Below are 21,408 nucleotides of genomic sequence, written 5' to 3'. Positions count from 1 at the left end.
CTCGGCGTACCCGGTAAAAATCCGGCGGCGCCGTTGTCCATTATGGACGATCGCGGCGGTATTACCGCATTCGTTCCGGCCCGGGCCGGTGCCGCCAGAGCCACCAGAGTCCGAGCAGCGGCAGAACCAGCGGGATGTAGCCATAGCCTTGCCCGAAGCCGGACCAGACGGTGTCCTCCGGCAGCAGGACCGGATCCAGGAGGCTCAGCAGACCCACGGCAACAACGCCGAGCAGTTCAATGCTGATGGCAGCGACGGAGATCCAGTACCAGCGCAGGCCCTTCTTGGCCAAAGCGACGGTGGCCAAAATGTAGACCACAGCGGCAAAGGCCGAGAGCAGGTAGGCAACCGGCGCCTCGGTGAATTTTGTGGCAATCTGATAGGACGCCCGCGCTGTGGCCGAGATGGCGAAGACGCCGTACACGGCCACTATCAGTCGTCCCGGTCCGGTTGAACGGGAGCCGGTTTCCACCGGTTCTGCCGGGGTTTCCTGAGGGGAAGTCATGCTGTTCTCCGCTTTCATACTGCCAAGGCTCCGTCCCAGATCTGCTCCATCCGCACGAGCATCACGAAAATGGTCAGGCCCACCGCACCCAGGATCAGGTTGCTCCAGCGGGTTCGCTCCAGAATGGACCACCAAAAGGCCGCGACCGGAACCAGCAGGGCGGTAATCCAGTACCCCCAGAACTCCCAGACCTCTCCCGCGACTGCCTCTCCCGCGGCCTGCCGGGCGACGGCGGCGATGCCGTACACCAGCAGGAAGAGTTCGACGGCGGCTACCGAAAGGATCGTGATGTCATTGGGCGGCTGCTTGATCACCGCAGCGACAATGCAGACCAGTGCGGCGAGAAGGCAAACGACTGCTCCGGCAATGAAAAAACCGTCGACGACCACTAACGCTTACCCTCATCATTCCCGGCGGCGAACACCAGCAGGGGCTTCGCCGTTTCGCCTTTGTTCTCCAAAAGTGCAATCAAAGTTCCATCCGGGGCAAACGCTGCCACCGGCGCCGGGTCCTGCCCGGCGGAGATCCGCCGTCCATGGGACAGGTCCGCTGCTTCGGCATCGTTCAGTTCACGTGCCGGGAACAGAGCGCGCGCCGCATCGTCCAGCTCGAGCATCTGCAGTTCCTCCGCCAGTTCCTCCAGCGTCGCTGCGGCCTCGATGCTGTACGGTCCGACCTGCGTGCGGCGAAGGGCCGTCAGGTGCCCGCCCACTCCCAGCGCATTGCCGAGGTCCCGTGCGAGGGCACGAATGTACGTTCCGGACGAGCATTCCACGGTCACATCGACGTCGAGCAGTTTGCCGCCGCGTTCGCGCCGGACCTGATGGATGTCGAAACGGCTGACAGTCACCGGCCGGGCAGCCAGCTTCACCTCGTTGCCGGCCCGGACCCGCGCGTAGGACCGCTCGCCATTGACCTTGATGGCGGAAACGCTGCTGGGAACCTGCTGGATCTCTCCGGTCAGCGTGGCGACGGCGTCGTGGATCTCCTGCTCGGTGACCGCGGCGGCAATGGTTTCGTTGAGGACGTCCCCCTCGGCGTCGTCCGTGACGGTCGACTGGCCCAGCCTGATGGTTGCCGTGTAGGTCTTCGAGGTGCCCACGATGTAGGTCAGCAGCCGGGTGGCCCGGTTGACGCCCACCACCAGCACGCCGGTGGCCATCGGGTCCAGGGTGCCGGCGTGGCCCACTTTTCGGGTCCCCGCCAGCCGCCGCATGCGGCCCACCACATCATGGCTGGTCCACCCCTGCGGCTTGTCCACGATTATTAGTCCTGAACGGACCGGCCCGGAATTCACGCCTTTCAGTATATGGGGTTGGTTGCCCGGTTCGTTCACGCCGGAGGCTGCCGCAGGAACCTCAGTACTCCGTTTTGGCATCGAGTTGTTCCCAGCTCCGGAAGGGTTCCTGCGATGTCGGCACCACAATCTGTTCCACCGGCATGAGACTAAGATCTCCCCTGCCCTGGATGTAGTCGTAGAATTCGGCGTCGTCAAAGCCTGCCCGGGCAGCGTCGTGGCGGTCGGCGGCAAAGTACACGTGGTCCAGCCGCGACCAGAGCGCTGCGGAGAGGCACAGCGGACACGGTTCGCAGCTGCTGTAGAGGGAGCAGCCGGCGAGATTGAAAGTTCCAAGTTCGCTGCAGGCATGGCGGATGGCCACGACTTCTGCATGCGCCGTCGGGTCATTGTTGGCGGTCACGCGGTTGCTGCCCTCGAACATCCTTCCGTCAGGCGCGACCACTATGGCGCCGAAGGGCCCGCCTTCGGCACCGACGTTGCGTACGGCCAGGGCTACCGTCCGGGCCAGATATTCGGCTACGCGATCAGCATCGTTTTCCATGGTTTCCGTTAATCCTTTGATCGTTGACAGTGGGATGACGCAGGACTACCTTGACCCTACTGCTATCAGGGCAGCAACCGTTGGGGAGCACCGAGGGCCGCCGGTGCTGTTGCCTCATAGGCATCACATCTTCATCCAACAGGCCCCATCCGTGCCTGCCGAGCACGCCTGCCGGCCATGCACAGGAGCATTAGCTGTGAAAAGCACCAAGTTATGCATCGCCTTGCCAATCGCCCTTGGAATGGTTCTGACTTCCGGGATCGCCACAGCCAACGCATCGCACCGCGATGATCCCCGTCCGCGTCATGTCGAAACGCTCACCGTGGATCCCCCGCTGTTCTCTCCGTTGAGCCTAGCAACCGGCAGGCACAACACCGAGGTCTACGTCACGCAAAACTTCGCCGGCACCCTTGACCGCATCACGGAAGACGGGGACCTGCGCAACGTCTACGAGACGGCAACGGAGGGAACGGAAGTCGGCGCGGTATCGCGCTACCGCGACACCCTGTATTTCATGGAGGGTACCGGTGCCGGCGAACACGATCCTGCGCCGAACGTGCAGGTGATCAAGACCCGGTCCGATGACGGGACGGTCCATGACATCGCCGACGTTGCCAAGCATGAGGCCAAGCATAATCCGGACGGGAAGGTGACCTATGGCTTCCGCCATGTCGAGGACAAGAGCTGCCTCGACCAGATCAAGATGCCCATGGACCGGCCTGACAAGTACAAGGGCGGCGTGGATTCGCATGCCTATGCCACCGCGGTGAAGCGGCACAGCATCTTTGTAGCCGATGCCGGTGCCAACGCGATCTTCAGGATCAACAAAGATTCCGAACGGGTAAGGACCGTTGCGGTGCTTCCCCCAACCAGGGTCAAAATCACCAAGGAACTGGCCCAGGAGAAGAAACTGCCGGACTGCGTTATCGGCGAACGCCTGTATCTTGAACCGGTACCTACCGACGTCGAAATCGGCGACGACGGCTGGCTGTACGTCAGCACGCTGCCCGGCGGGGCCGAAGACACCAGCTGGGGTGAGCTCGGAGCCGTCTACAAAGTCCACGCGAGGACGGGAAAGACCATCGAAATAGCCGACGGATTCGCCGGTGCCACCGGACTGGCCTTGAGCAGGCGCGGGGACATTTATGTGGCCGAGATGTTCGGCGACAAGATCTCCGTCGTCAAGAACGGCAGCGACAGGGTGCGCACGTTCCTCAAGACCAAGGTCCCGGGAGCGGTGGAGATCGAGGGCCGTACCCTTTACGCCACCATGAACGCCGCGCCGCAGATGCCTCCGGCCGGGCAGGTCATCAAGGTCCGCCTCCGGTAGCAGCCCGTCGTCATGCCCTGTGCAGCCACCATCGGACTGCCGGCAGAAACCAGAAGGCGGCAGACGTAAGGTCTGCCGCCTTCTGCAGTGCGGAACGGCCAGGCTACTTGGCTGCCTCGTCCGCTTCGTCGGTGAAGCCCTCGTCGTCGTCCTCTTCGTCCTTGCGGTACGGATCGGACTCACCGGCGAAAACCGCGCCCTCTGCCAGGGCCGCAACCTCGGCATCGCGGGCCTTGGCAGCCCGCAGCAGTTCCTCCAGATGACTGGCGTTGACCGGGATCTCGTCCGGGACGAACTCCAGGGTCGGGGTCAGCCGTACCGTGATGTTCTTGCCAACCTCGGAGCGCAGGACCCCCTTGGCGGACTCCAGCGCCTTGCGGGTGTCCGCCTGCTGGGTCTCGTCGCCGAAAACGGTGTAGTAAAGCGTGGCGTGCTGCAAGTCGTTGGTGACTCGGGCATCAGTGATGGTGACAAAACCGAGCCGAGGGTCCTTGACCCTGCGCTCCAACGCTTGTGCAACCACAACTTTAATCCGGTCTGCCAGTTTTGCGGCGCGTGCTGGATCGGCCATAGCCCCTCCTCATGGTGTGTTGGTGAAGGTGCAGGCGCCCGGCGGTTGTGACCGCCAGGCGCCTGCATCGGAGATTCCTTAGGCGCGCGGCTTCTCGCGCATCTCGAAGGTCTCGATCATGTCGCCTTCCTTCAGGTCGTTGAACGACCCCAGGCCGATACCGCACTCGAAGCCCTCGCGGACCTCGGTGGCGTCATCCTTGAACCGCTTCAGCGAGTCAACGCTGAGGTTGTCGCCGATGACCTTGCCATCGCGGCTGACACGGGCCTTGGTATTACGCCGGATGATGCCGGAGCGGACGATGGAACCTGCGATGTTTCCGTGCTTGGACGAACGGAAGATCTCGCGGATTTCCGCCGTGCCAAGCTGGAACTCTTCGTATTCCGGCTTGAGCATGCCCTTGAGGGCCAGCTCGATATCGTCGATGGCCGCGTAGATGACCGAGTAGAAGCGCATGTCCACGCCCTCGCGGTCAGCCAGTTCAGCCACGCGCTCGGCAGGCTTGACGTTGAACCCGATGATGATCGCGTTGTCGACCGTCGCCAGGTTGACGTCGTTCTGCGTGATGGCACCGACACCGCGGTGGATGACGCGCAGCTGCACATCTTCGCCAACGTCGATCTTGAGCAGCGAGTCTTCCAAAGCTTCAACCGCACCGGAAACGTCACCCTTGAGGATGAGGTTGAGGGTATCAACCTTGCCCTCGGCCACAGCCTTGTCGAAGTCTTCCAGGCTGATGCGCTTGCGGCGCTTGGCCAGAGCGGCGTTACGATCCGCAGCCTCACGCTTCTCAGCGATCTGGCGGGCGGTCCGCTCGTCGTCGGTCACCAGGAAGGTGTCGCCGGCACGCGGCACGGTCGACAGACCCAGTACCTGGACCGGACGGGACGGCTCCGCGGCTTCGACCGTGTCGCCGTTCTCGTTGAACATGGCACGGACGCGGCCGTGCGCAATACCGGCAACGATCGTGTCGCCGACATGCAGCGTACCGGACTGGACCAGCACGGTTGCCACCGCACCACGGCCCTTGTCCAGGTTCGCTTCAATGGCGATACCACGGGCGTCCTTGTTCGGGTTGGCACGCAGGTCCAGCGCCGCGTCTGCAGTCAGCAGCACGGCCGAGAGCAGATCGTCGATGTTCAGGTTCTGCCGCGCAGAGACGTCCACGAACATCGTGTCGCCGCCGTACTCTTCCGGAACCAGGCCGTACTCGGTCAGCTGGCCGCGGATCTTGTCCGGGTTGGCGCCTTCCTTATCGATCTTGTTCACGGCCACGACGATCGGCACATTCGCCGCCTGGGCGTGGTTGAGCGCCTCAATGGTCTGCGGCATCACGCCGTCATCGGCTGCGACAACGAGGATGGCGATGTCGGTGACCTTCGCACCACGGGCACGCATGGCGGTGAACGCCTCGTGGCCCGGAGTATCGATAAAGGTGATCCGACGGTCGCGTCCATCATGCTCGACGCCGATCTGGTATGCACCAATGTGCTGGGTAATGCCGCCGTGCTCGCCTTCAACAACCTTGGTGTTGCGGATGGCGTCGAGCAGTCGGGTCTTACCGTGGTCAACGTGGCCCATGACCGTGACAACGGCTGCACGCTTCTCCAGCTCTTCATCGCCCTCAGCCTCAAGTTCGGCTTCGAGGTCGATGTCGAAGGAGTCCAGCAGCTCGCGCTCTTCGTCTTCGGGGGAAACAACCTGGATCTTGTAGCCCAGTTCCTCGCCCAGCAGTTCGAAGGTTTCCTCGTCCAGCGACTGCGTGGCCGTAGCCATTTCGCCGAGGTGGAACAGCACGGTGACCAGTGCGGCCGGGTTGGCCTCGATCTTGTCGGCAAAGTCCGTGATCGAAGAACCACGGCGCAGGCGCACAACGGTCTTGCCGTCGCCGCGGGGTACGCTCACGCCACCCAGCGACGGAGCACTCATCTGCTCCAGTTCCTGGCGCTTGGCGCGCTTGGACTTGCGCTGCTTGCCGCGGCCGGCGCCTCCCTTACCGAAAGCACCCTGGGTGCCACCGCGTCCGCGGCCACCCTTGCCGAAGCCACCGCCGGCGGGAGCACCGCCACCGGGACCGCCGGTACCCGGACGGCCGGGAGCACCCGGACGGCCCGGAGCACCGCCGCGGCCGGCAGGCGCCGGACGCTCGGTACGGTTGGGCATCATGCCCGGAGTCGGACGTGCGCCGCCGGGACCGCCGCCCGGACGCGGAGCACCCGGACGGGGCGCGCCGGGACGCGGGGCACCCGGACGCGGAGCACCCGGACGCGGAGCACCGGGACGGGGACCGCCCTGGCCTGCAGCCGGACGAGGTCCGCCCTGTCCCGCTGCCGCCGGACGGGGAGCCCCGTCACGACCGCCGCGGGGCATGCCCTGCGACGTTGCAAACGGATTGTTTCCCGGACGCGGTGCACGCTCGCCATCACGCTCGCGGTCGCCACGGGCGCCGCGGGGCATGCCCTGCGATGTTGCAAACGGATTGTTGCCGGGGCGGGGGGCGCCACCTGCACGGGTGCCGCCTGGACGCGGAGCAGCGGAGCCGGGTTTGGCCGGTGCTGCTGCGCCTGGCTTCGCCGGTGCCGGAGTATCGGCCTTGGCAGCCGGAGCAGCCGGTGCTGCCGGAGCCGGAGCCTGGGGAGCCGGTGCTGCCGGAGCAGCGGGAGCCGGAGCCTGGGCAGCCGGTGCTGCAGGAGCAGCGGGCGCACTGGATGCGGCCGGCTGTGCGGCAGCTGGCTTCGCTTCGGTTTTGGGCCCGGGCGTCGGAGCAGCCGCCGGCTTCGGTGCAGCCTTGGCTGCCGGAGCGGGGGAAGCGTTCTTCGCCGGAGCGGCCGGATAGGCGTCGCGAAGTTTCTTCACGACGGGAGCCTCAATCGTGGATGAGGCGGACCGGACGAATTCGCCCAGTTCCTGCAGTTTTGCTACTGCATCTTTCGAGGTAATACCGAGCTCTTTTGCGAGCTCGTGTACGCGGACCTTGGCCACATTTCTCCTGTCTCGGTCCGCACCGAGCCAGGCACGAACCGTCTATTTCTTGCTGCGGCCTTCCGCGCCGTGCAGAACGCACATCGCACTCAGACCGTGGGCAGCGCACAACAGATAAGTCATCGTTGGGCACTCATCACTTGGCACTCATCGGGTTTCCATCAGTTTTCTGACCCGCTTTCAGGTTGGACGGTTGGTGTGATCCGGTCACGTTTTCCGCGGCCGGATCAAGTGCTTGGAAGTAACCTTCCACGGCACGGCTATCAACTTTACCCCTAAAGGCCCTGTTGAAGGCACGCCGCTTCACAGCCATTGCCAGGCATTCGGGTTGGGGATGCAGCCAGGCACCCCGCCCGGGCAGGCGGCGAAATTGATCCACGACGACGGTGCTCGCACCGTCTGCTGTGACCAAACGCAGCAAACCGGCCTGGTCATCCCGACGGCGACAGCCCACGCAGGTGCGCTGCGGCGAAGCCGAAACGGCACCCTGCTGGCGGGAATCATGCCCACCGGGCTGGAAGTCGGAAGACCGGACCATGTTTATTCTAGCGCTTTCCCTAGCCAGTCTACGAACTGGAGCGACGGCTGCGGTGCCGGAGGCTACTGCTGGACCGCCACGGCATCGGACACAATGTCGATCCGCCAGCCGGTGAGCTTGGCAGCCAACCGGGCGTTCTGGCCTTCTTTGCCGATGGCCAGGGACAGCTGGTAGTCCGGTACGACCACCCGTGCGGAACGCAGGTCCGCGTCCGTGATGGTGACCGAAGACACGCGCGAGGGAGAGAGGGCATTGCCAATGAACGTTGCCGGGTCCTCGCTGAAGTCCACGATGTCGATCTTCTCATCGTGCAGTTCGGTCATGACGGCGCGCACGCGGGAACCCATCTCGCCAATGCAGGCGCCCTTGGCGTTAAGGCCCGGAATGTTGGCCTTGACCGCGATCTTGGTCCGGTGGCCCGCCTCGCGCGCCAGCGCCACGATCTCGACGCTGTGGTCCGCGATCTCCGGGACTTCCAGTTCGAAGAGTTTGCGGACCAGGCCAGGGTGCGAGCGGGACAGCGTGATCGAGGGACCCTTCATGCCGCGGTGCACATCCACCACATAGGCACGCAGGCGGGCACCATGCGGGTACTTCTCCCCCGGCACCTGTTCGGGCGGCGGGAGCAGTGCCTCAACGGTGCCGAGGTCAACCTGGACCATGTTGGGATTGTGGCCCTGCTGGATCAACCCGGAGACGAGCTCGCCTTCCTTGCCACGGAAAATGCCGAGCACGTTGTCATCCTCGGCGTCCCGCAGGCGCTGCAGAATGATCTGGCGCGCGGTGGAAGCCGCAATGCGGCCGAACCCGCTCGGGGTGTCGTCGAACTCGCCGACGACGGTGCCGTCCTCATCCATTTCGGCGGCCCAGATGGTCACATGGCCGCTCTTGCGGTCCAGCTCGGCGCGGGCTTTATCGATCGAACCCGGCGTCTTGTGGTAAGCCACCAGCAGCGCCTGCTCGATCGTGGGAATGAGCAGGTCCAGGGGGATTTCGCGTTCACGTTCCAGGAACCGCAGGGCGCTCATGTCGATATCCATGTCAGGCCTCCTCATCTTCTAGTTCGCCGCGCATCTGAGCTGCGGCCAGGTCTTCATCCAAGTGGGTGAATTCTATTTCCACCTTGCCGCTGCGGATGTTCGCAAAGGCCAGCTGGACGGGTTCCCCGTGCTTGGGCTTCATGCCCTTCTTCACAGGAATGTCGGGCCGTATCGTGACGGAATCGTCCCCGACCTCCAGCAGACGCCCGGTGACGTTGTCGCCGTCGAGAACTTTCACCGACACCTTGCGGCCGAGATTGCGGCGCCAGTGCCGCGGCTCGGTCAGCGGCCGGCTCACGCCGGGGGAAGAAACTTCAAGATCATAGGGGGCACCCTCATCATGCGGGTCCTCGTCCAGCGCCGCGGAAAGGCTCTGCGAGACCTCCGCGATCTTGTCCAGGCTCACGCCGCCCTGCTGGTCCTCGGGCAGATCCACGATCACGTGTACGGTGCGCTGGGTTCCGGCGATACGCACTTCGATGTCTTCCAAGTACAGGTCGCTGGCAGCCACCGTGGGGGCCAACAGTTCCTTCAGCCGCGACGCTTCCAATTGGGTCTGGGCGCCGGATGGTTTCCCCGAATGGAACACGCCGGTGTGATCGGGTCGATCCGCCATAGCTGCCTCCCGCTAGATGTTGTTGTAGCTACTAGACTAGCGACTTTCTCAAGCCCTCGTGACACGCTGATGAGCCACGCGCCGCACCGTGTGGTGCGTCCGTGCCTGCTGCCATGACATTATCAACTGTTGTGGGAACAACGTCAGGAGGGCCGGCCAAGGGCACGGCCGGCACTAAGGCCGGCGGCAGAGCCAGCCGCTTTTTCCGGCGTACCCTACTGCTTTTGCTGGCCGCCGCACTGGTCATCAGCATCGGCACCGTCGTCACCGGCCTGGAGACCGCCCCACCCCCGCTGAGCACCACCGAACAGGCGCGTCTTGACGCCGGGCAGCGACTGCTGGCGGTAGCCGGAGATCTTCGTCACCTGGCTTCGGTGGAGACCAATTCAAACAACGACGACGGCGGCTCCGCACCGCTGCTGGCTGCTGCTTCCATGCTGGAGGAGCAGGCCGGATTGTTCCCGCTGCAGACTACCTGGCCATCCGGAGCAGCCGCCCCGGATCCCGAATCCGGGGACGGTCCCGGCATCCGCGGTTCCGATGCCCGCGGTCCCACCCCCACCAACCCGCCGTCGCGCGAAGCCGGGGCGCCGACGCTGGACGGCACGCTCCAACGGCTGGCCTCGACCTCCCGTTTCCTGCTCTCCGCGTCCTTGGAGGTAGACCCCGGCCTTGCGCGCCTGCTGGCCTCCGTCGGTGCGTCGGCCTTCAGCCAGGCAGCTTTGCTGCACGCGGCTTACCCCGACACCGCACAGCCGGTTCCCTGGAAATCCGATGTGGTGGATCCGCCGACCGAATGCGGCCGGCCCGGCCCTGAAAACCAGGATTCCCAGTCATCGGTGCCCGGGGGCGAGCTGCCGGCGGAAGCGCAGGCCGTTGCCGCCGTCGTTGTCAGTGAATACAAATTGGCGTTCCTGTACCAGGCCGCGCTGCCCCGGACCACGGGTGCACAGCGCGAAGCCGCGGCGGAGAACTATGCCGCGCATCGGGATCTCATGGAGCACTGGGAGGAACTGGCCGCGGACGCCTGCGTGGAGCTGCCGCTGCGCGCGCCGGCCTATGCACTTCCCGAGGGCTTCCTGGACGAACCGTGGCAGGGGCTCGTCGACGCGGAAGGTGAAGCGGCGCTGGCCCTGGGAGATCTGGTGGCCCTGGGAGACGGCGCACTGCGGGCCGCCGCTGCCTCGGATCTGCCGGGAGCGGCCGAGCGGATCGCGACCATGACCGGTGAGCCGCCGCTTACGCCCGGCCTCGACCTTCGCGAAAGCGGCAACGCAGTCTCCCCTTCCGGAACGTCCGAAACTGCCGGTGCGGCATCGTCGGCGCCGGCTTTGAAGGACGGCCCGCAATGATCCCGATGGAGCTCCCGGCGGACCTGCGGCTCAACGCGCTGCAGTTACCCGGCGGCTCCCGCTGGCTCCAGCAGTTCAACAACCAGTGCGCCGCGGTGTTGGAAAGCTGGCAGTTGGCGGCGGACCCGGCCGGCGGCGGCCCCTGGTTCGGGCAGCTGGCGGCAGTGGTTCCGGTGCGTACGCCATCAGGCACACCCGCGGTGCTGAAGCTCGCCGTTCCCCACGATGAAGCGCTGCTCGAGTCCGCTGCGCTGAGGCTCTGGGACGGCCGGGGTGCCGTCACCCTGCTGCGTACCGGCGAGGACCCATTTGTGCAGCTGCTCGAGCGGCTGGACGGTGACCGCTCCCTGCTCGATGTCCCGCTGGACGAGACGGCGGCGGTCTGGGGACCGTTGGTGCGGCAGCTGCATCGGTCCCCTGAAGCGGCGGAGAGTTGGCCGGCCTTTGAAACCGTGGCCGCGACGGCGGAGCAGTGGTCGGATTCGCTGCCCGCGGACTGGTCGGCGCTCGGCGAGCCCTTTGACCGCTGGCTGCTCGAATGCGCGCTGGAGGTCTGCCAGGTCCGGGGCACGGTTGGGCGCCGTGAAGCCCGCGATGTGCTGGTCCACACCGACCTGCATTACGGGAATGTGCTGGCCCGGATGGAGCCTGCAGGCAGTTTCGCGGCCATCGATCCGAAGCCCATGCTGGGCGAGGCGGAATTCGAGGTGGCGCCGATGCTCTGGAACCGGATACCGGACCTGCACGCCACGGATCCGGAAACCCACCTGGTCCGGCGCTGTGAGGATCTCTGCGCGGCGGCGCAGTTGCGGACGGAGACCGCACGGCAGTGGAGCATCGTCCGCGAGGTGGCCAACGCCCTGGACTATCTGCAGCACGGCAACAGCGGCCACGCGCAACGCTCCCTCTGGGTTGCCTCCACGCTCGCCGGACGAACCCTCCCCGGGCTCCCGCCCGCACATGAACTGCAACTGCCGTAAGCGGGACAGCGACTTAAGCCGGGCAGCGCAGAGGCGTGCTCGGCCGCCTAAGCCCCCTGGTTCCCCAGGATATTCTCCTGCACCACGTCGTAGCCCAGCTTGATAATCAGCGCCGCAACCACGAGCAGGAAAACCACGCGGATGAATTTACTGCCCTTGGTGACCGCCATCCGGGCGCCCAGGTAGCCGCCGGCCATGTTCGCCAGGCCCAGGATCAGGCCCAGTCCCCACAGCAGGGCGCCGCTGGGCAGGAAGAACAGCAGCGCGCCGAAGTTGGTGGCCATGTTCACGATCTTGGACTTGGCGCTGGCGGCCAGGAAGTTGTAACCGAGCATGGCCACCATCGCGATGATCAGGAACGAGCCTGTTCCGGGACCGATCAGCCCGTCGTAAAACCCGATGACCAGACCGATGCCGGCGGCCGTGCCGAAGTGCCGCGCCCCGGTGTAGCGGAGCTTGGTGAGCGTGCCCGCCGTCGGACGCAGGGCAGTAAAAATTGCGACGGCGATGAGCGCCGCGATGATGATCGGCTTGAACACTTCCGACGGCAGCACCGTGGCCACGATCGCGCCGCCGAAGCTGCCCGCCAGCGCGACACCGGCCATGGGCAGCGCGGTCTTCAGGTCGGGGTGGGCGCGCCGGTAATACGTAATGGCGCTCGTGGTGGTCCCGAAGATCGAGCCCATCTTGTTGGTCGCCAACGACTGCACGGGGCTGATGCCGGGCACCAGCAGCAGCGCAGGCAACTGGATCAGGCCGCCGCCACCGACCACTGCATCAACCCAGCCGGCGGCGAAACCGGCCACCACCACCAGGATGATGGTGGCCAGTTGAAGTTCCTCGAGTCCGGAGATCACTTTCCGGCGAGGGCGGCCACCTGCGCGACGGCGTCCTCCAGGGGCACGTTCTGCGCTTCGCCGGTGGCGCGGTCCTTGACCTCGACGACACCGTCGGCCAGGCCGCGGCCGACCACGAGGATGGTCGGCACCCCGATGAGTTCCGCGTCGCCGAACTTCACGCCGGGGGAAACCTTGGGCCGGTCATCGTAGATGACCTCCAGTCCGGCGGCCGCAAGCTCTTCGGCGAGCTTGTTCGCGGCGTCGAAGATTTCCTGTCCGCGGCCGGTGGCGACGACGTGGACGTCAGCCGGGGCGACGTTGCGCGGCCAGATCAGTCCCTTGTCGTCGTGGTTGGATTCGGCCAGGGCGGCCACGGCCCGGGTAACGCCGACGCCGTACGAACCCATGGTGACGGTGGCGAGTTTGCCGTTCTTGTCCAGCACCTGCAGCCCCAGCGCCTCGGCGTACTTACGTCCGAGCTGGAAGATATGGCCCATCTCGATGCCGCGTGCAGCCTCGAGCGGACCGGAGCCGTCGGGAGCTTCGTCTCCGGCGCGCACGTCGACGCTCTCGATGACGCCGTCCCATGTGAAGTCCCGTCCGGCCACCAGGCCGAAGACGTGCTTGCCGTCGACGTTGGCACCGGTGATCCAGCTGGTCCCGGAGACCACGCGCGGGTCAACCAGGTAGAGCAGTCCGGTCTTGCCTTCGGTGCCGAGCACCGCGGCGTTCAGGCTCTCGCCCGGACCGATGTAGCCCCGGACCAGTCCCGGGTGCTTCTTGAGGTCGTCCTCGTTGGCGGCCTCGATGCCGATTTCCCCGCCGATCGGCAGGAAGCCGCCGATGTTGGCTTCGACCCGCTTGAGGTCCACCGCGCGGTCGCCCGGCACGCCGAGCACCACGACCTGGCGCTCCCCGGTCGGCAGGGTGACAGCCAGAACCACGTTCTTCAACGTGTCGGCAGCAGTCCATACGCCCTCCGGCCGCGGCGCCAGCTCGTTGGCCGCAGCCACCAGAGTCTCGATGGTCGGAGTGTCCGGGGTGTCCTTGACCTCGGCCTCGGGCAGGTTGGCGAAGTCGATCTCCGCCGGGACCACGGTGGTGACTGCTTCGACATTGGCCGCATAGCCGCCGGCCGAACGGACGAAGGTGTCCTCGCCGACCTCGGTCGGGTGCAGGAATTCCTCGCTCTTGGACCCGCCCATGGCACCGGCAGTGGCTTTCACGGGGACCACTTCGAGTCCCAGCCGCTCGAAAATACGCAAGTAGGCGCCGCGGTGGGCCTGGTAGCTGTCCTCGAGTCCGGCGTCGTCAATATCGAAGGAATACGAATCCTTCATGATGAACTCACGGCCGCGCAACAGGCCGGCACGGGGACGCGCTTCGTCGCGGTACTTGGTCTGGATCTGGTACAGGCAGACGGGCAGATCCTTGTACGAGGAGTACAGGTCCTTGACCAGCAGCGTGAACATTTCCTCATGCGTGGGCGCCAGCAGGTAGTCCGCGCCCTTGCGGTCCTGAAGCCGGAAGAGCCCCTCGCCGTACTCGGTCCAGCGGTTGGTGGCCTCGTACGGTTCGCGCGGCAGCAGCGCCGGGAAATGGACTTCCTGGGCACCGATGGCGGACATCTCCTCGCGGATGATGGTTTCCACCTTGGCCAGGACCTTCAGCCCCAGCGGCAGCCAGGAGTAGATGCCCGGCGCGGCGCGGCGGATATACCCGGCGCGGACCAGCAACCGGTGGCTGGCCACCTCGGCGTCGACGGGATCTTCGCGCAGAGTGCGCAGGAACAGGGTGGAGAGTCGCAGGACCACGCTTGGTTTCCGTTTCTAAAGTTCGTTGTGTCGCAACAGCAGATCAGTAACTAATCCTACGGTCGCCGGACGGTTCGGGTGAATTTGGGGCAGGGTGTCGCCGGCAGCGCGTCCTATTGGACGGCGGCTTTCTAGAAGAGCACAGTGGCGAACGTGCCGACCTGCTCAAAGCCCACACGCCGGTAGGCCGCAACGGCGCGCTGGTTGTAGTCGTTGACGTACAGGCTCGCCACCGGGGCGAACTTGCGCGAAAGTTCGACGACGGCGGCCATGTACGCTGCCGCCAGTCCCTTGCCACGGTAGGCCGGGTTCATCCAGACGCCCTGGATCTGCACCGCATCGGCCGATACGTTGCCCAGCTCGGCCTTGAAAACCACTTCGCCGCCGGGTTCGCGGTAGATCAGGGAATGTCCCTTGTCGATCAGGCTCCGCACCCGCTGGCGGTAGTGGTGTCCGCCGGCAGCCATGGGGGAATAGCCGACTTCCTCTTCGAACATGGCCACGCAGGCCGGCAGCAGCACGTCCAGGTCCGCCCCGGTGGAGAAGCGGACCGCCGGATCCGCTGCCACCGCCGGCTTGCCACGCAGTTCCATCAGCGGCTGGTTGGGCCGGACATCGAAGGGACGGGTGGAATTGTGCTGGAAGGAACTCCAGATGCCCAGCACGGCTTCCGCCGGGCCGAAGATGGACGACGTCCGGCGGTTGCTGGACGCCAGAAACTGGCCGAGGTTGGCACCCTGTTCGGCGGTGAGCGCAGTGGGCACTAGGTTGACCCCGCTCCAGCACGCACCGGCCAAAGCCCCGTCGGCGAAGTAGCCGAGGATTTCGGCGCCCGAGGGGGTGGGCGCAGCCGTTTTTGCGGATTCCAGATGCGCGGCGAGGAACACGTTGGATACGGGATCCTGTTTCACCAGCTCCCAAAGCCGAGGCGTGTCCCCTTCATCGAGGACCCGGATTTCGGCATGCCCCAGCGCCGCCGCGGCTTCGCAGCCGGCATCCGTGCGCAGCCGGTTAGCTGACGTTAACCACGGGGCTACCCTTGACAGCATTTTCGCCATCGGTCTCCCCCATTTCCTCCGCAATTCTCATTGCTTCTTCGATGAGTGTCTCAACAATCTGGTCCTCGGGCACAGTTTTGATGACTTCGCCCTTCACAAAGATCTGGCCCTTGCCGTTGCCGGAGGCCACGCCGAGGTCCGCCTCGCGGGCTTCACCGGGTCCGTTGACAACGCAGCCCATAACAGCCACGCGCAGCGGAACTTCCATGCCTTCCAGTCCGGCGGTGACCTCGTCGGCCAGCGTGTAGACATCCACCTGGGCACGGCCGCAGGAGGGGCAGGACACGATTTCCAGCTTGCGCGGACGCAGGTTCAGCGACTGCAGGATCTGGTTGCCGACCTTGATCTCCTCTACCGGCGGCGCCGAGAGGGAAACACGGATGGTGTCGCCGATGCCCTTGGAAAGCAGGGCACCGAAAGCTGTGGCGGATTTGATGGTGCCTTGGAAGGCCGGACCGGCCTCGGTAACGCCCAGGTGCAGCGGCCAGTCGCCCCGCTCCGCCAGCAGCTCGTAGGCGCGGACCATCACTACCGGATCATTGTGCTTGACGGAGATCTTGAAGTCGTGGAAGTCATGCTCTTCGAAGAGCGAAGCTTCCCAGACGGCGGACTCCACCAGGGCCTCCGGGGTGGCCTTGCCGTACTTCTGCATCAGCCGCGGATCCAGCGAGCCGGCGTTGACGCCGATCCGGATGGACACTCCGGCGTCCTTGGCGGCCTTGGCGATCTCCTTGACCTGGTCGTCGAACTTGCGGATATTGCCCGGGTTCACCCGGACTGCCGCACAGCCGGCGTCGATCGCAGCGTAGACGTACTTCGGCTGGAAGTGGATGTCGGCAATGACCGGGATCTGCGACTTCTTTGCGATGATCGGCAGCGCCTCGGCGTCATCGGCGCTGGGGCAGGCCACCCGGACGATGTCGCAGCCGGAAGCCGTCAGCTCGGCGATCTGCTGCAAGGTGGCGTTGATGTCCGTGGTCGGCGTGGTGGTCATGGACTGGACGCTGACCGGCGAGTCCGATCCCACGCCAACCGAGCCGACCTTGATCTGGCGCGTTTTACGGCGCGGCGCCAGGATAGGCAGCGGTGCGTGTGGCATTCCAAGGTTGACCGAGGTCAAAACATCCTCCAGGGGGCAGTTTGCAGAACAGCTTTCATTATCCTCCGGCAACCCGGATCTTGCGAAGATAACGGGAAGCTGTGGGAAAGATCATGCGTAGTCGGCGAAGGCTCCGGTTACGGGCTTCCACTCGGTCACCCGCAGGCCGGATACAAAGTTCTGCATATTGAACGGGTCCTGCTTCAGCTCCTCCAGCAGGGCGGCTTCGCTCCCGGCGGTGAAGAGCAGCAGTGCGCCGCTGCCATCGGCGTACGGGCCGGACGCCAGCAGCCGGCCTTCGTTGACGAACCCCTTCAGCCATTCGCGGTGGGCGGCACGATGCGTGTCGCGGCCCTCTTCGGTATCGGCGGCGTAAACATACTCGACGGCAAAAACACTCATGCCGACACCTTACCTGCCCTCGAGGCCGGGTTAATCATTGGTAGGACACGAACCAAGGCGCCGGTTTAACGTCGTCGTACGTCCGTTCCGGGGAGAACATCGGGGTGTCCTCATCGTAGAAGTTCTTCCAGCCCATCCACACATCGTCGGGCAGGTCCTGCCGCAGCGCGCGCCAGGTCTCCAGCTTCTGACCCGGTCCGCCGTGGCCGTCCGCGTGGATGACGACGGCGAGTTCGTCATGCCCGGTCTCAAGCTGCTCCCGGTTGGAGATCATCCGCAACTGGAACTGGTGCAGGATCAGCACCTTCTGCGGCAGGTTGTTCTCGCGGGTCAGCCGCGCCAGCCAGTCGCTGACCTCGTTGATCTCTGCTGCGGTCACCGAGCCGATCTGCTCCATGTGCCGCTCGCCGTCCTGCAACCGCCACTCCGGGTCCAAGGCCAGGCCGACATGCGGTTCCTTAAGCAGCTCCTCATACGCCTTGGCCTGGGTGAGGAAGTCGGTCCGGCCGGGCTGCAGGTCCAGCACCACGTACACGCCGGCTTCGCCAGCGGCGTCTACCCAGGTCCGCAGCAGGTCGATGTCCGTGGCGGACGAATAATCCCCGTCCTCGCCGGCGGACCCGGTGGCGACCGTGGCAATGATCTCGAACGCCGGAATTACCGGCTCGTCGCTCAGGCCCTTGTACTCCCCGGCCAGCTTCTTGGCCCGGTCGATCGCGGCCTCCACATCCTGTTCGCCGAGGGCACCCAGCGCCGGACCGGACGGGTGGCCGTAGAGCGCTACCATCCGCCGCGTCGGGAAGGCCAGCATGCCTCCCCCGGGCAGTTCCGCTGCCGTTAGGGCGGTTTCCGTCCGGGCGGCGAACTGCGCCGTGTTGCCGAAGTCCCCGCCGATGGCGAGAATGTTGTGCTCCGGTTCGGCGCGCAGGAAGTCCACGGTTTCGGGGGTGGCCCGGGGATCGGCGGCAGCATCGACGTGGGTGCGCACCCCGGCGGCCTGAAGCACCGCCATGGTAGCCGGCAGTTCCTTCCGCGCGTCTTCGCCAAGCAGCACCGAGAACGGGGCTTCTTCTTCGGCACCCGCAACTTCGTCCAGCGGTTGGTCCGGACCAAGAAGTTCGACGCTGCCCAGTACGCTTTCCCACTCGGCCGCGCCGCCGGCTTCGGCGGTTCCGGAGGCTGCGGCCGTTCCGGTAGGTTCCGCGGACCCGGACGGTCCGGCGGAAGCTGAAGGCGCCGCGGATCCGGCCGCTCCGGCCGGCGCGCCGAAAGTCTTGACTTGGCGGACGCCAAGCCGCTTCAGCTCGGCCTCGAGCCCGTCCCCGGCCAGCAGCAGTGGCACTCCGGCGGGGCCGGCTTCGGCGGCAGCCGCTTCGATGGCTGCGGCATCCCCTTCCGGGGCCACCGCGGCCACCGGGCTGGACTGGAACAGGGTTCGGCTGGCGGCCAGCGCCGCCTCGGCATCGGTCCCCGTGATGACGGCAGGCTCCGCGGCGGCAGTGTTGAGATAGACCCGGTTCTCGTCCCGGTCGGACCCGCTTCCCGCTGCGGTCCCGGATGCGCCGGGCCTGCCGTTCTGCCCGGCCGTGCACCCGCTCAGCACCAGCGCCGCGGCCAGTGCCGACGCCGCCAGTACCCGGGGCAAGCCGGACTTGCCGCTGCCGTGCTTGGACATGCCACCTCCGTACGTCGCTTCTGCTGCCAGTGTATCCAGCGGCTCCGCCGTCGTTGTGGAGGTCCTGATGCAGGCGGTTCGGGCCTGCGCTGCTACCCGAAGATGTTGACCGGTTTGACGATGTCGGCGTAGATCAGCAGAGCGCCCATGCCCATCATCAGGATGGCCACCGCGTAGGTCAGCGGCAGCAGCTTCGCGATGTCCACCGGACCCGGATCCGGCCGGCGGAACAGCTTGGCGAAGCCGCGGCGGACCGCTTCCCACAGCGCCCCGGCGACGTGTCCGCCGTCGAGCGGCAACAGCGGGATCAGGTTGAACACGAACAGGGCCAGGTTAACCGAACCGACCAAACCGATCAGCGACGCCGCCCGCGCCTCGAACGGGATTTCCTCCATCGCGCTGATCTCGCCGGCGATCCGGCCCACGCCCACCACGCTCATCGGACCGTTGGGGTCGCGCGGGGCATCGCTGAAAGCCGCCTCGGCAACGTCGGCCAGCCGCTGCGGCAGATTAAGCACGACGCCGGCAATCGCCTGCAGGTTCTCCCCCACCGCCGGGAGCACGGCCGTGACCGGCTGCGGCACCAGTTCCTGGGTCGAGCCCATGCCCACGAAGCCAACCTCTTCCATGACCGGGTCACCGTTGGCATCGAGCACCAGCTCGTTGGACTCGTCGAAAACCGGACGTTCGGAGAGCACCGGCGTGATGGTGGTACTGATGCTCTGCCCGTCGCGCTCAAGCGTGATGGGCGTGGCCTCGCCGGCGGCGTCCCGGATCCAGCGGGTGAGTTCGTACCAGTCCGTCACGGGCTTGCCGTCGAAGGAGGTGACGGTATCGCCGGGCAGGATTCCCGCCGCCGTTGCCGGTGCCTGCGGGTCCGACGGCAGGCAGTCGGTCTGGCCGGTTTCGGCCTGCTGCGCGGCGCTGACCACGCACTTGTTGACCTCGCTGATGGTGGTGCTGGGTTGTGCCGAGCCGAAGCCCACCATCACGATCCCGAGCAGGACCACGCCGATCACCAGGTTCACGAACGGGCCGCCGAGCATGATGATCATGCGCTTGTAGACCGGCAGCTTGTAGAACACGCGGTTGTCATCGCCCGGCTGCAGCCGCTCCGCCTCGGCCTGCCGGGCGTCGTTCGCCAGCTGCTGGAACATGCCGGTGCTGGACTGGCGCACTGACTCCGCGGCGCCTGATGCCGCCGCTCCGGCCTTGACCTTCGCAGGCGGGTACATTCCGATCATGGAGACATAGCCGCCGAGCGGAATCGCCTTGACGCCGTACTCGGTTTCGCCCTTCTTCCTGGACCAGAGGGTCTTCCCGAAGCCCACCATGTACTGGGTGACCCGGACCTTGAACAGTTTGGCCGGCAGCAGGTGGCCCACTTCATGCAGCGCGATGGAGAGCGCAATGCCCACGGCGACGAAGAGGACTCCGAGAATAAAGAGAAGTACGGTCACATCATTCCTAAACGTTTGCGGGCCTCGGTTCGTGCCCACGTTTCTGCCGCCAGCACGGACTCCACGGTCAGTTCGGCGGAGCCGGCGTGGTCAGCCACCACTGCGGCGACGGTGTCCACGATATCGACAAAACCGATCATGCCGTCGTGGAAAGCATCCACCGCTTCCTCGTTGGCGGCGTTGTAGACGGCCATGAAGGTGCTGCCCTGGGAAGCGGCCTGCTTGGCCAGCCGGACCGCGGGAAACACCTCGTCGTCCAGCGGCTCGAAGGTCCACGTCACGGCGCCGGACCAGTCGCACGGCCTCGCCGCCCCCGGCACGCGCTGCGGCCAGCCGAGTCCCAGCGCGATGGGCAGGCGCATGTCCGGCGGGGACGCCTGTGCGATGGTCGAGCCATCCGTGAACTGGACCATGGAGTGGACCACGGACTGCGGGTGCACCACCACATCGATCTTTTCCAGCGGCACGTCGAAGAGCAGGTGCGCCTCGATGACTTCCAGCGCCTTGTTGACCATGGTGGCCGAATTCGTGGTGACCATCCGGCCCATGTCCCAGGTTGGATGCGCCAGCGCCTGCTGCGGGGTCACGGCGCCCAGTTCGGCGCGGGTCCTGCCGCGGAACGGCCCGCCGGACGCGGTGACGATCAGCCGGTCCACCTCGGCCGTCGAGCCGGAGCGCAGCGCCTGGGCCAGTGCGGAATGCTCCGAGTCCACCGGAACCAGCTGGCCGGGTTTCGCCGCACGCTTGACCAGTTCGCCGCCGGCGATGAGGGACTCCTTGTTCGCCAGCGCCAGCAGATGGCCGGCTTCCAGCGCGGCCAAGGTCGGCACCAGGCCGATCGAACCGGTAATGCCATTGAGTACGACGTCGGCGTTCGGCCAGGCGGCGATTCTCGCCGACGCGTCGTGGCCGGCAAAGAGTTCGGGCTCGTAGCCGCTGATGCCCGCGTCCGCGGCCGCTGCCTTGACCGCCGTCGCCAGATCCTCCCGCGTACCGCTGGCAATCCCTACGGCTTCCGCCCGGGTGTGGACGGCCTGCCGGGCAACCAGTTCCAGGTTGCCGCCGCCGGCCGCCAGGGCCGTCACCTCGAAACGCTCCGCGGCGCCGTCGATCACCTCGATGCCCTGGGTCCCGATGGATCCGGTGGACCCCAGCAGCACTACTTTCCGTGGCCGGCCGGCCGCCTCTGGGTCGCTAAGAAAATCCATGTCTTCCAGTATCCCGCACCCGGCCGGCCGGACGCACCCGGACAGAGGCAACGCCCGGTGCGAGGGCATCGCACCGGGCGTTCGGACTGCTCGGCAGG

At 65.9% G+C, this 21,408-nt stretch carries 20 protein-coding genes; 3 read left to right on the top strand and 17 right to left on the bottom strand.

Annotated elements, in window-relative coordinates; all coding sequences use genetic code 11:
* Positions 1-61: 61 nt before the first annotated feature.
* The 4 genes from AC20117_RS16585 to AC20117_RS16570 form a co-directional block, all read right to left on the bottom strand.
* Positions 62-505 carry a hypothetical protein gene (locus tag AC20117_RS16585; protein ID WP_170837975.1) on the bottom strand — a complete coding sequence of 148 codons (444 nt, stop codon included), beginning with the start codon at positions 503-505 and terminating at the stop codon, positions 62-64.
* A 14-nt stretch (positions 506-519) separates the two neighbouring features.
* A complete protein-coding gene (locus tag AC20117_RS16580; RefSeq protein ID WP_074702716.1) occupies positions 520-894 on the bottom strand; it encodes a hypothetical protein in 375 nt (124 codons plus the stop codon).
* Positions 894-1,721, bottom strand: a complete 828-nt coding sequence (gene truB / locus AC20117_RS16575) for a tRNA pseudouridine(55) synthase TruB (protein WP_236777594.1) — start codon at positions 1,719-1,721, stop codon at positions 894-896. Before truB ends, AC20117_RS16580 begins: the two co-directional genes overlap by 1 nt.
* Before the next feature lie 142 nt (positions 1,722-1,863).
* Positions 1,864-2,346, bottom strand: coding sequence for a nucleoside deaminase (locus tag AC20117_RS16570; RefSeq protein WP_074702717.1), 483 nt, complete (start codon positions 2,344-2,346; stop codon positions 1,864-1,866).
* Positions 2,347-2,542: 196 nt separating this feature from the next.
* On the opposite strand from AC20117_RS16570, the gene AC20117_RS16565 reads away from it, so the two are divergent.
* Complete coding sequence (locus AC20117_RS16565) at positions 2,543-3,676, top strand: ScyD/ScyE family protein (protein WP_083339886.1); 1,134 nt, start codon at positions 2,543-2,545, stop codon at positions 3,674-3,676.
* 103 nt (positions 3,677-3,779) lie between these two features.
* Here the strand turns inward: AC20117_RS16565 and rbfA are convergent, their stop codons facing one another.
* The 5 genes from rbfA to rimP all read right to left on the bottom strand — a co-directional run bounded on the left by rbfA (position 3,780) and on the right by rimP (position 9,423).
* Positions 3,780-4,247: a 30S ribosome-binding factor RbfA gene (gene rbfA / locus AC20117_RS16560; RefSeq protein ID WP_074702718.1), complete on the bottom strand. Its 468-nt coding sequence runs from the start codon at positions 4,245-4,247 to the stop codon at positions 3,780-3,782.
* 78 nt (positions 4,248-4,325) lie between these two features.
* Complete coding sequence (infB, locus tag AC20117_RS16555) at positions 4,326-7,229, bottom strand: translation initiation factor IF-2 (protein WP_074702719.1); 2,904 nt, start codon at positions 7,227-7,229, stop codon at positions 4,326-4,328.
* A 136-nt stretch (positions 7,230-7,365) separates the two neighbouring features.
* Positions 7,366-7,767, bottom strand: coding sequence for a YlxR family protein (locus AC20117_RS16550; protein WP_083339887.1), 402 nt, complete (start codon positions 7,765-7,767; stop codon positions 7,366-7,368).
* A 62-nt stretch (positions 7,768-7,829) separates the two neighbouring features.
* A complete protein-coding gene (nusA, locus tag AC20117_RS16545) occupies positions 7,830-8,807 on the bottom strand; it encodes a transcription termination factor NusA (protein WP_074702720.1) in 978 nt (325 codons plus the stop codon).
* Position 8,808: 1 nt separating this feature from the next.
* Complete coding sequence (rimP, locus tag AC20117_RS16540) at positions 8,809-9,423, bottom strand: ribosome maturation factor RimP (protein ID WP_074702721.1); 615 nt, start codon at positions 9,421-9,423, stop codon at positions 8,809-8,811.
* Between the two features lie 113 nt (positions 9,424-9,536).
* Between rimP and AC20117_RS16535 the strand changes: the two genes are divergently transcribed.
* The gene (locus AC20117_RS16535) at positions 9,537-10,775 is read left to right on the top strand and encodes a DUF4439 domain-containing protein (RefSeq protein ID WP_083339888.1); all 1,239 of its coding nucleotides are present in this window, start codon (positions 9,537-9,539) and stop codon (positions 10,773-10,775) included.
* Complete coding sequence (locus AC20117_RS16530) at positions 10,772-11,755, top strand: aminoglycoside phosphotransferase family protein (protein WP_074702723.1); 984 nt, start codon at positions 10,772-10,774, stop codon at positions 11,753-11,755. Before AC20117_RS16535 ends, AC20117_RS16530 begins: the two co-directional genes overlap by 4 nt.
* 47 nt (positions 11,756-11,802) lie before the next feature.
* Here AC20117_RS16530 and AC20117_RS16525 read toward each other — a convergent pair whose 3' ends face one another.
* The 8 genes from AC20117_RS16525 to dxr all read right to left on the bottom strand — a co-directional run bounded on the left by AC20117_RS16525 (position 11,803) and on the right by dxr (position 21,310).
* Entirely contained in the window at positions 11,803-12,612 is an 810-nt protein-coding gene (locus tag AC20117_RS16525; protein ID WP_074702724.1) for a sulfite exporter TauE/SafE family protein, read from the bottom strand.
* Complete coding sequence (locus AC20117_RS16520) at positions 12,609-14,408, bottom strand: proline--tRNA ligase (protein WP_074702725.1); 1,800 nt, start codon at positions 14,406-14,408, stop codon at positions 12,609-12,611. Before AC20117_RS16520 ends, AC20117_RS16525 begins: the two co-directional genes overlap by 4 nt.
* Before the next feature lie 131 nt (positions 14,409-14,539).
* Positions 14,540-15,466: a GNAT family N-acetyltransferase gene (locus tag AC20117_RS16515; RefSeq protein ID WP_335644193.1), complete on the bottom strand. Its 927-nt coding sequence runs from the start codon at positions 15,464-15,466 to the stop codon at positions 14,540-14,542.
* Positions 15,420-16,586 (bottom strand): flavodoxin-dependent (E)-4-hydroxy-3-methylbut-2-enyl-diphosphate synthase, encoded by a 1,167-nt coding sequence (gene ispG / locus AC20117_RS16510; protein WP_074702727.1) that lies wholly within the window; start codon positions 16,584-16,586, stop codon positions 15,420-15,422. The genes AC20117_RS16515 and ispG overlap by 47 nt, the downstream gene beginning before the upstream one ends.
* A 90-nt stretch (positions 16,587-16,676) precedes the next feature.
* Positions 16,677-16,967 carry a YciI family protein gene (locus AC20117_RS16505; protein WP_074702728.1) on the bottom strand — a complete coding sequence of 97 codons (291 nt, stop codon included), beginning with the start codon at positions 16,965-16,967 and terminating at the stop codon, positions 16,677-16,679.
* A gap of 34 nt (positions 16,968-17,001) precedes the next feature.
* Positions 17,002-18,642, bottom strand: a complete 1,641-nt coding sequence (locus AC20117_RS16500; RefSeq protein ID WP_083339889.1) for a hypothetical protein — start codon at positions 18,640-18,642, stop codon at positions 17,002-17,004.
* A gap of 92 nt (positions 18,643-18,734) precedes the next feature.
* Complete coding sequence (locus AC20117_RS16495; protein ID WP_074702729.1) at positions 18,735-20,102, bottom strand: M50 family metallopeptidase; 1,368 nt, start codon at positions 20,100-20,102, stop codon at positions 18,735-18,737.
* The gene (gene dxr, locus AC20117_RS16490; RefSeq protein WP_074702730.1) at positions 20,099-21,310 is read right to left on the bottom strand and encodes a 1-deoxy-D-xylulose-5-phosphate reductoisomerase; all 1,212 of its coding nucleotides are present in this window, start codon (positions 21,308-21,310) and stop codon (positions 20,099-20,101) included. Before dxr ends, AC20117_RS16495 begins: the two co-directional genes overlap by 4 nt.
* Positions 21,311-21,408 lie beyond the last annotated feature (98 nt).

Source organism: Arthrobacter crystallopoietes (assembly GCF_002849715.1).
In the GTDB taxonomy this organism is placed as follows: domain Bacteria; phylum Actinomycetota; class Actinomycetes; order Actinomycetales; family Micrococcaceae; genus Crystallibacter; species Crystallibacter crystallopoietes.
The sequence above is the reverse complement of the archived record's forward strand: the minus strand, read 5'-3'. Positions and strand labels throughout refer to the sequence as shown.

Coding starts and splice junctions, on each gene's coding strand:
- AC20117_RS16530 (WP_074702723.1), top strand. CDS start 10,772: ATGATCCCGATGGAGCTCCCGGCGGACCTGCGGCTCAACGCGCTGCAG.
- rimP (WP_074702721.1), bottom strand. CDS start 9,423: ATGGCGGATCGACCCGATCACACCGGCGTGTTCCATTCGGGGAAACCA.
- AC20117_RS16505 (WP_074702728.1), bottom strand. CDS start 16,967: ATGAGTGTTTTTGCCGTCGAGTATGTTTACGCCGCCGATACCGAAGAG.
- nusA (WP_074702720.1), bottom strand. CDS start 8,807: ATGGATATCGACATGAGCGCCCTGCGGTTCCTGGAACGTGAACGCGAA.
- rbfA (WP_074702718.1), bottom strand. CDS start 4,247: ATGGCCGATCCAGCACGCGCCGCAAAACTGGCAGACCGGATTAAAGTT.
- AC20117_RS16550 (WP_083339887.1), bottom strand. CDS start 7,767: ATGGTCCGGTCTTCCGACTTCCAGCCCGGTGGGCATGATTCCCGCCAG.
- AC20117_RS16515 (WP_335644193.1), bottom strand. CDS start 15,466: ATGGCGAAAATGCTGTCAAGGGTAGCCCCGTGGTTAACGTCAGCTAAC.
- AC20117_RS16585 (WP_170837975.1), bottom strand. CDS start 505: ATGACTTCCCCTCAGGAAACCCCGGCAGAACCGGTGGAAACCGGCTCC.
- dxr (WP_074702730.1), bottom strand. CDS start 21,310: ATGGATTTTCTTAGCGACCCAGAGGCGGCCGGCCGGCCACGGAAAGTA.
- AC20117_RS16535 (WP_083339888.1), top strand. CDS start 9,537: ATGACATTATCAACTGTTGTGGGAACAACGTCAGGAGGGCCGGCCAAG.
- truB (WP_236777594.1), bottom strand. CDS start 1,721: ATGCGGCGGCTGGCGGGGACCCGAAAAGTGGGCCACGCCGGCACCCTG.
- AC20117_RS16500 (WP_083339889.1), bottom strand. CDS start 18,642: ATGTCCAAGCACGGCAGCGGCAAGTCCGGCTTGCCCCGGGTACTGGCG.
- AC20117_RS16570 (WP_074702717.1), bottom strand. CDS start 2,346: ATGGAAAACGATGCTGATCGCGTAGCCGAATATCTGGCCCGGACGGTA.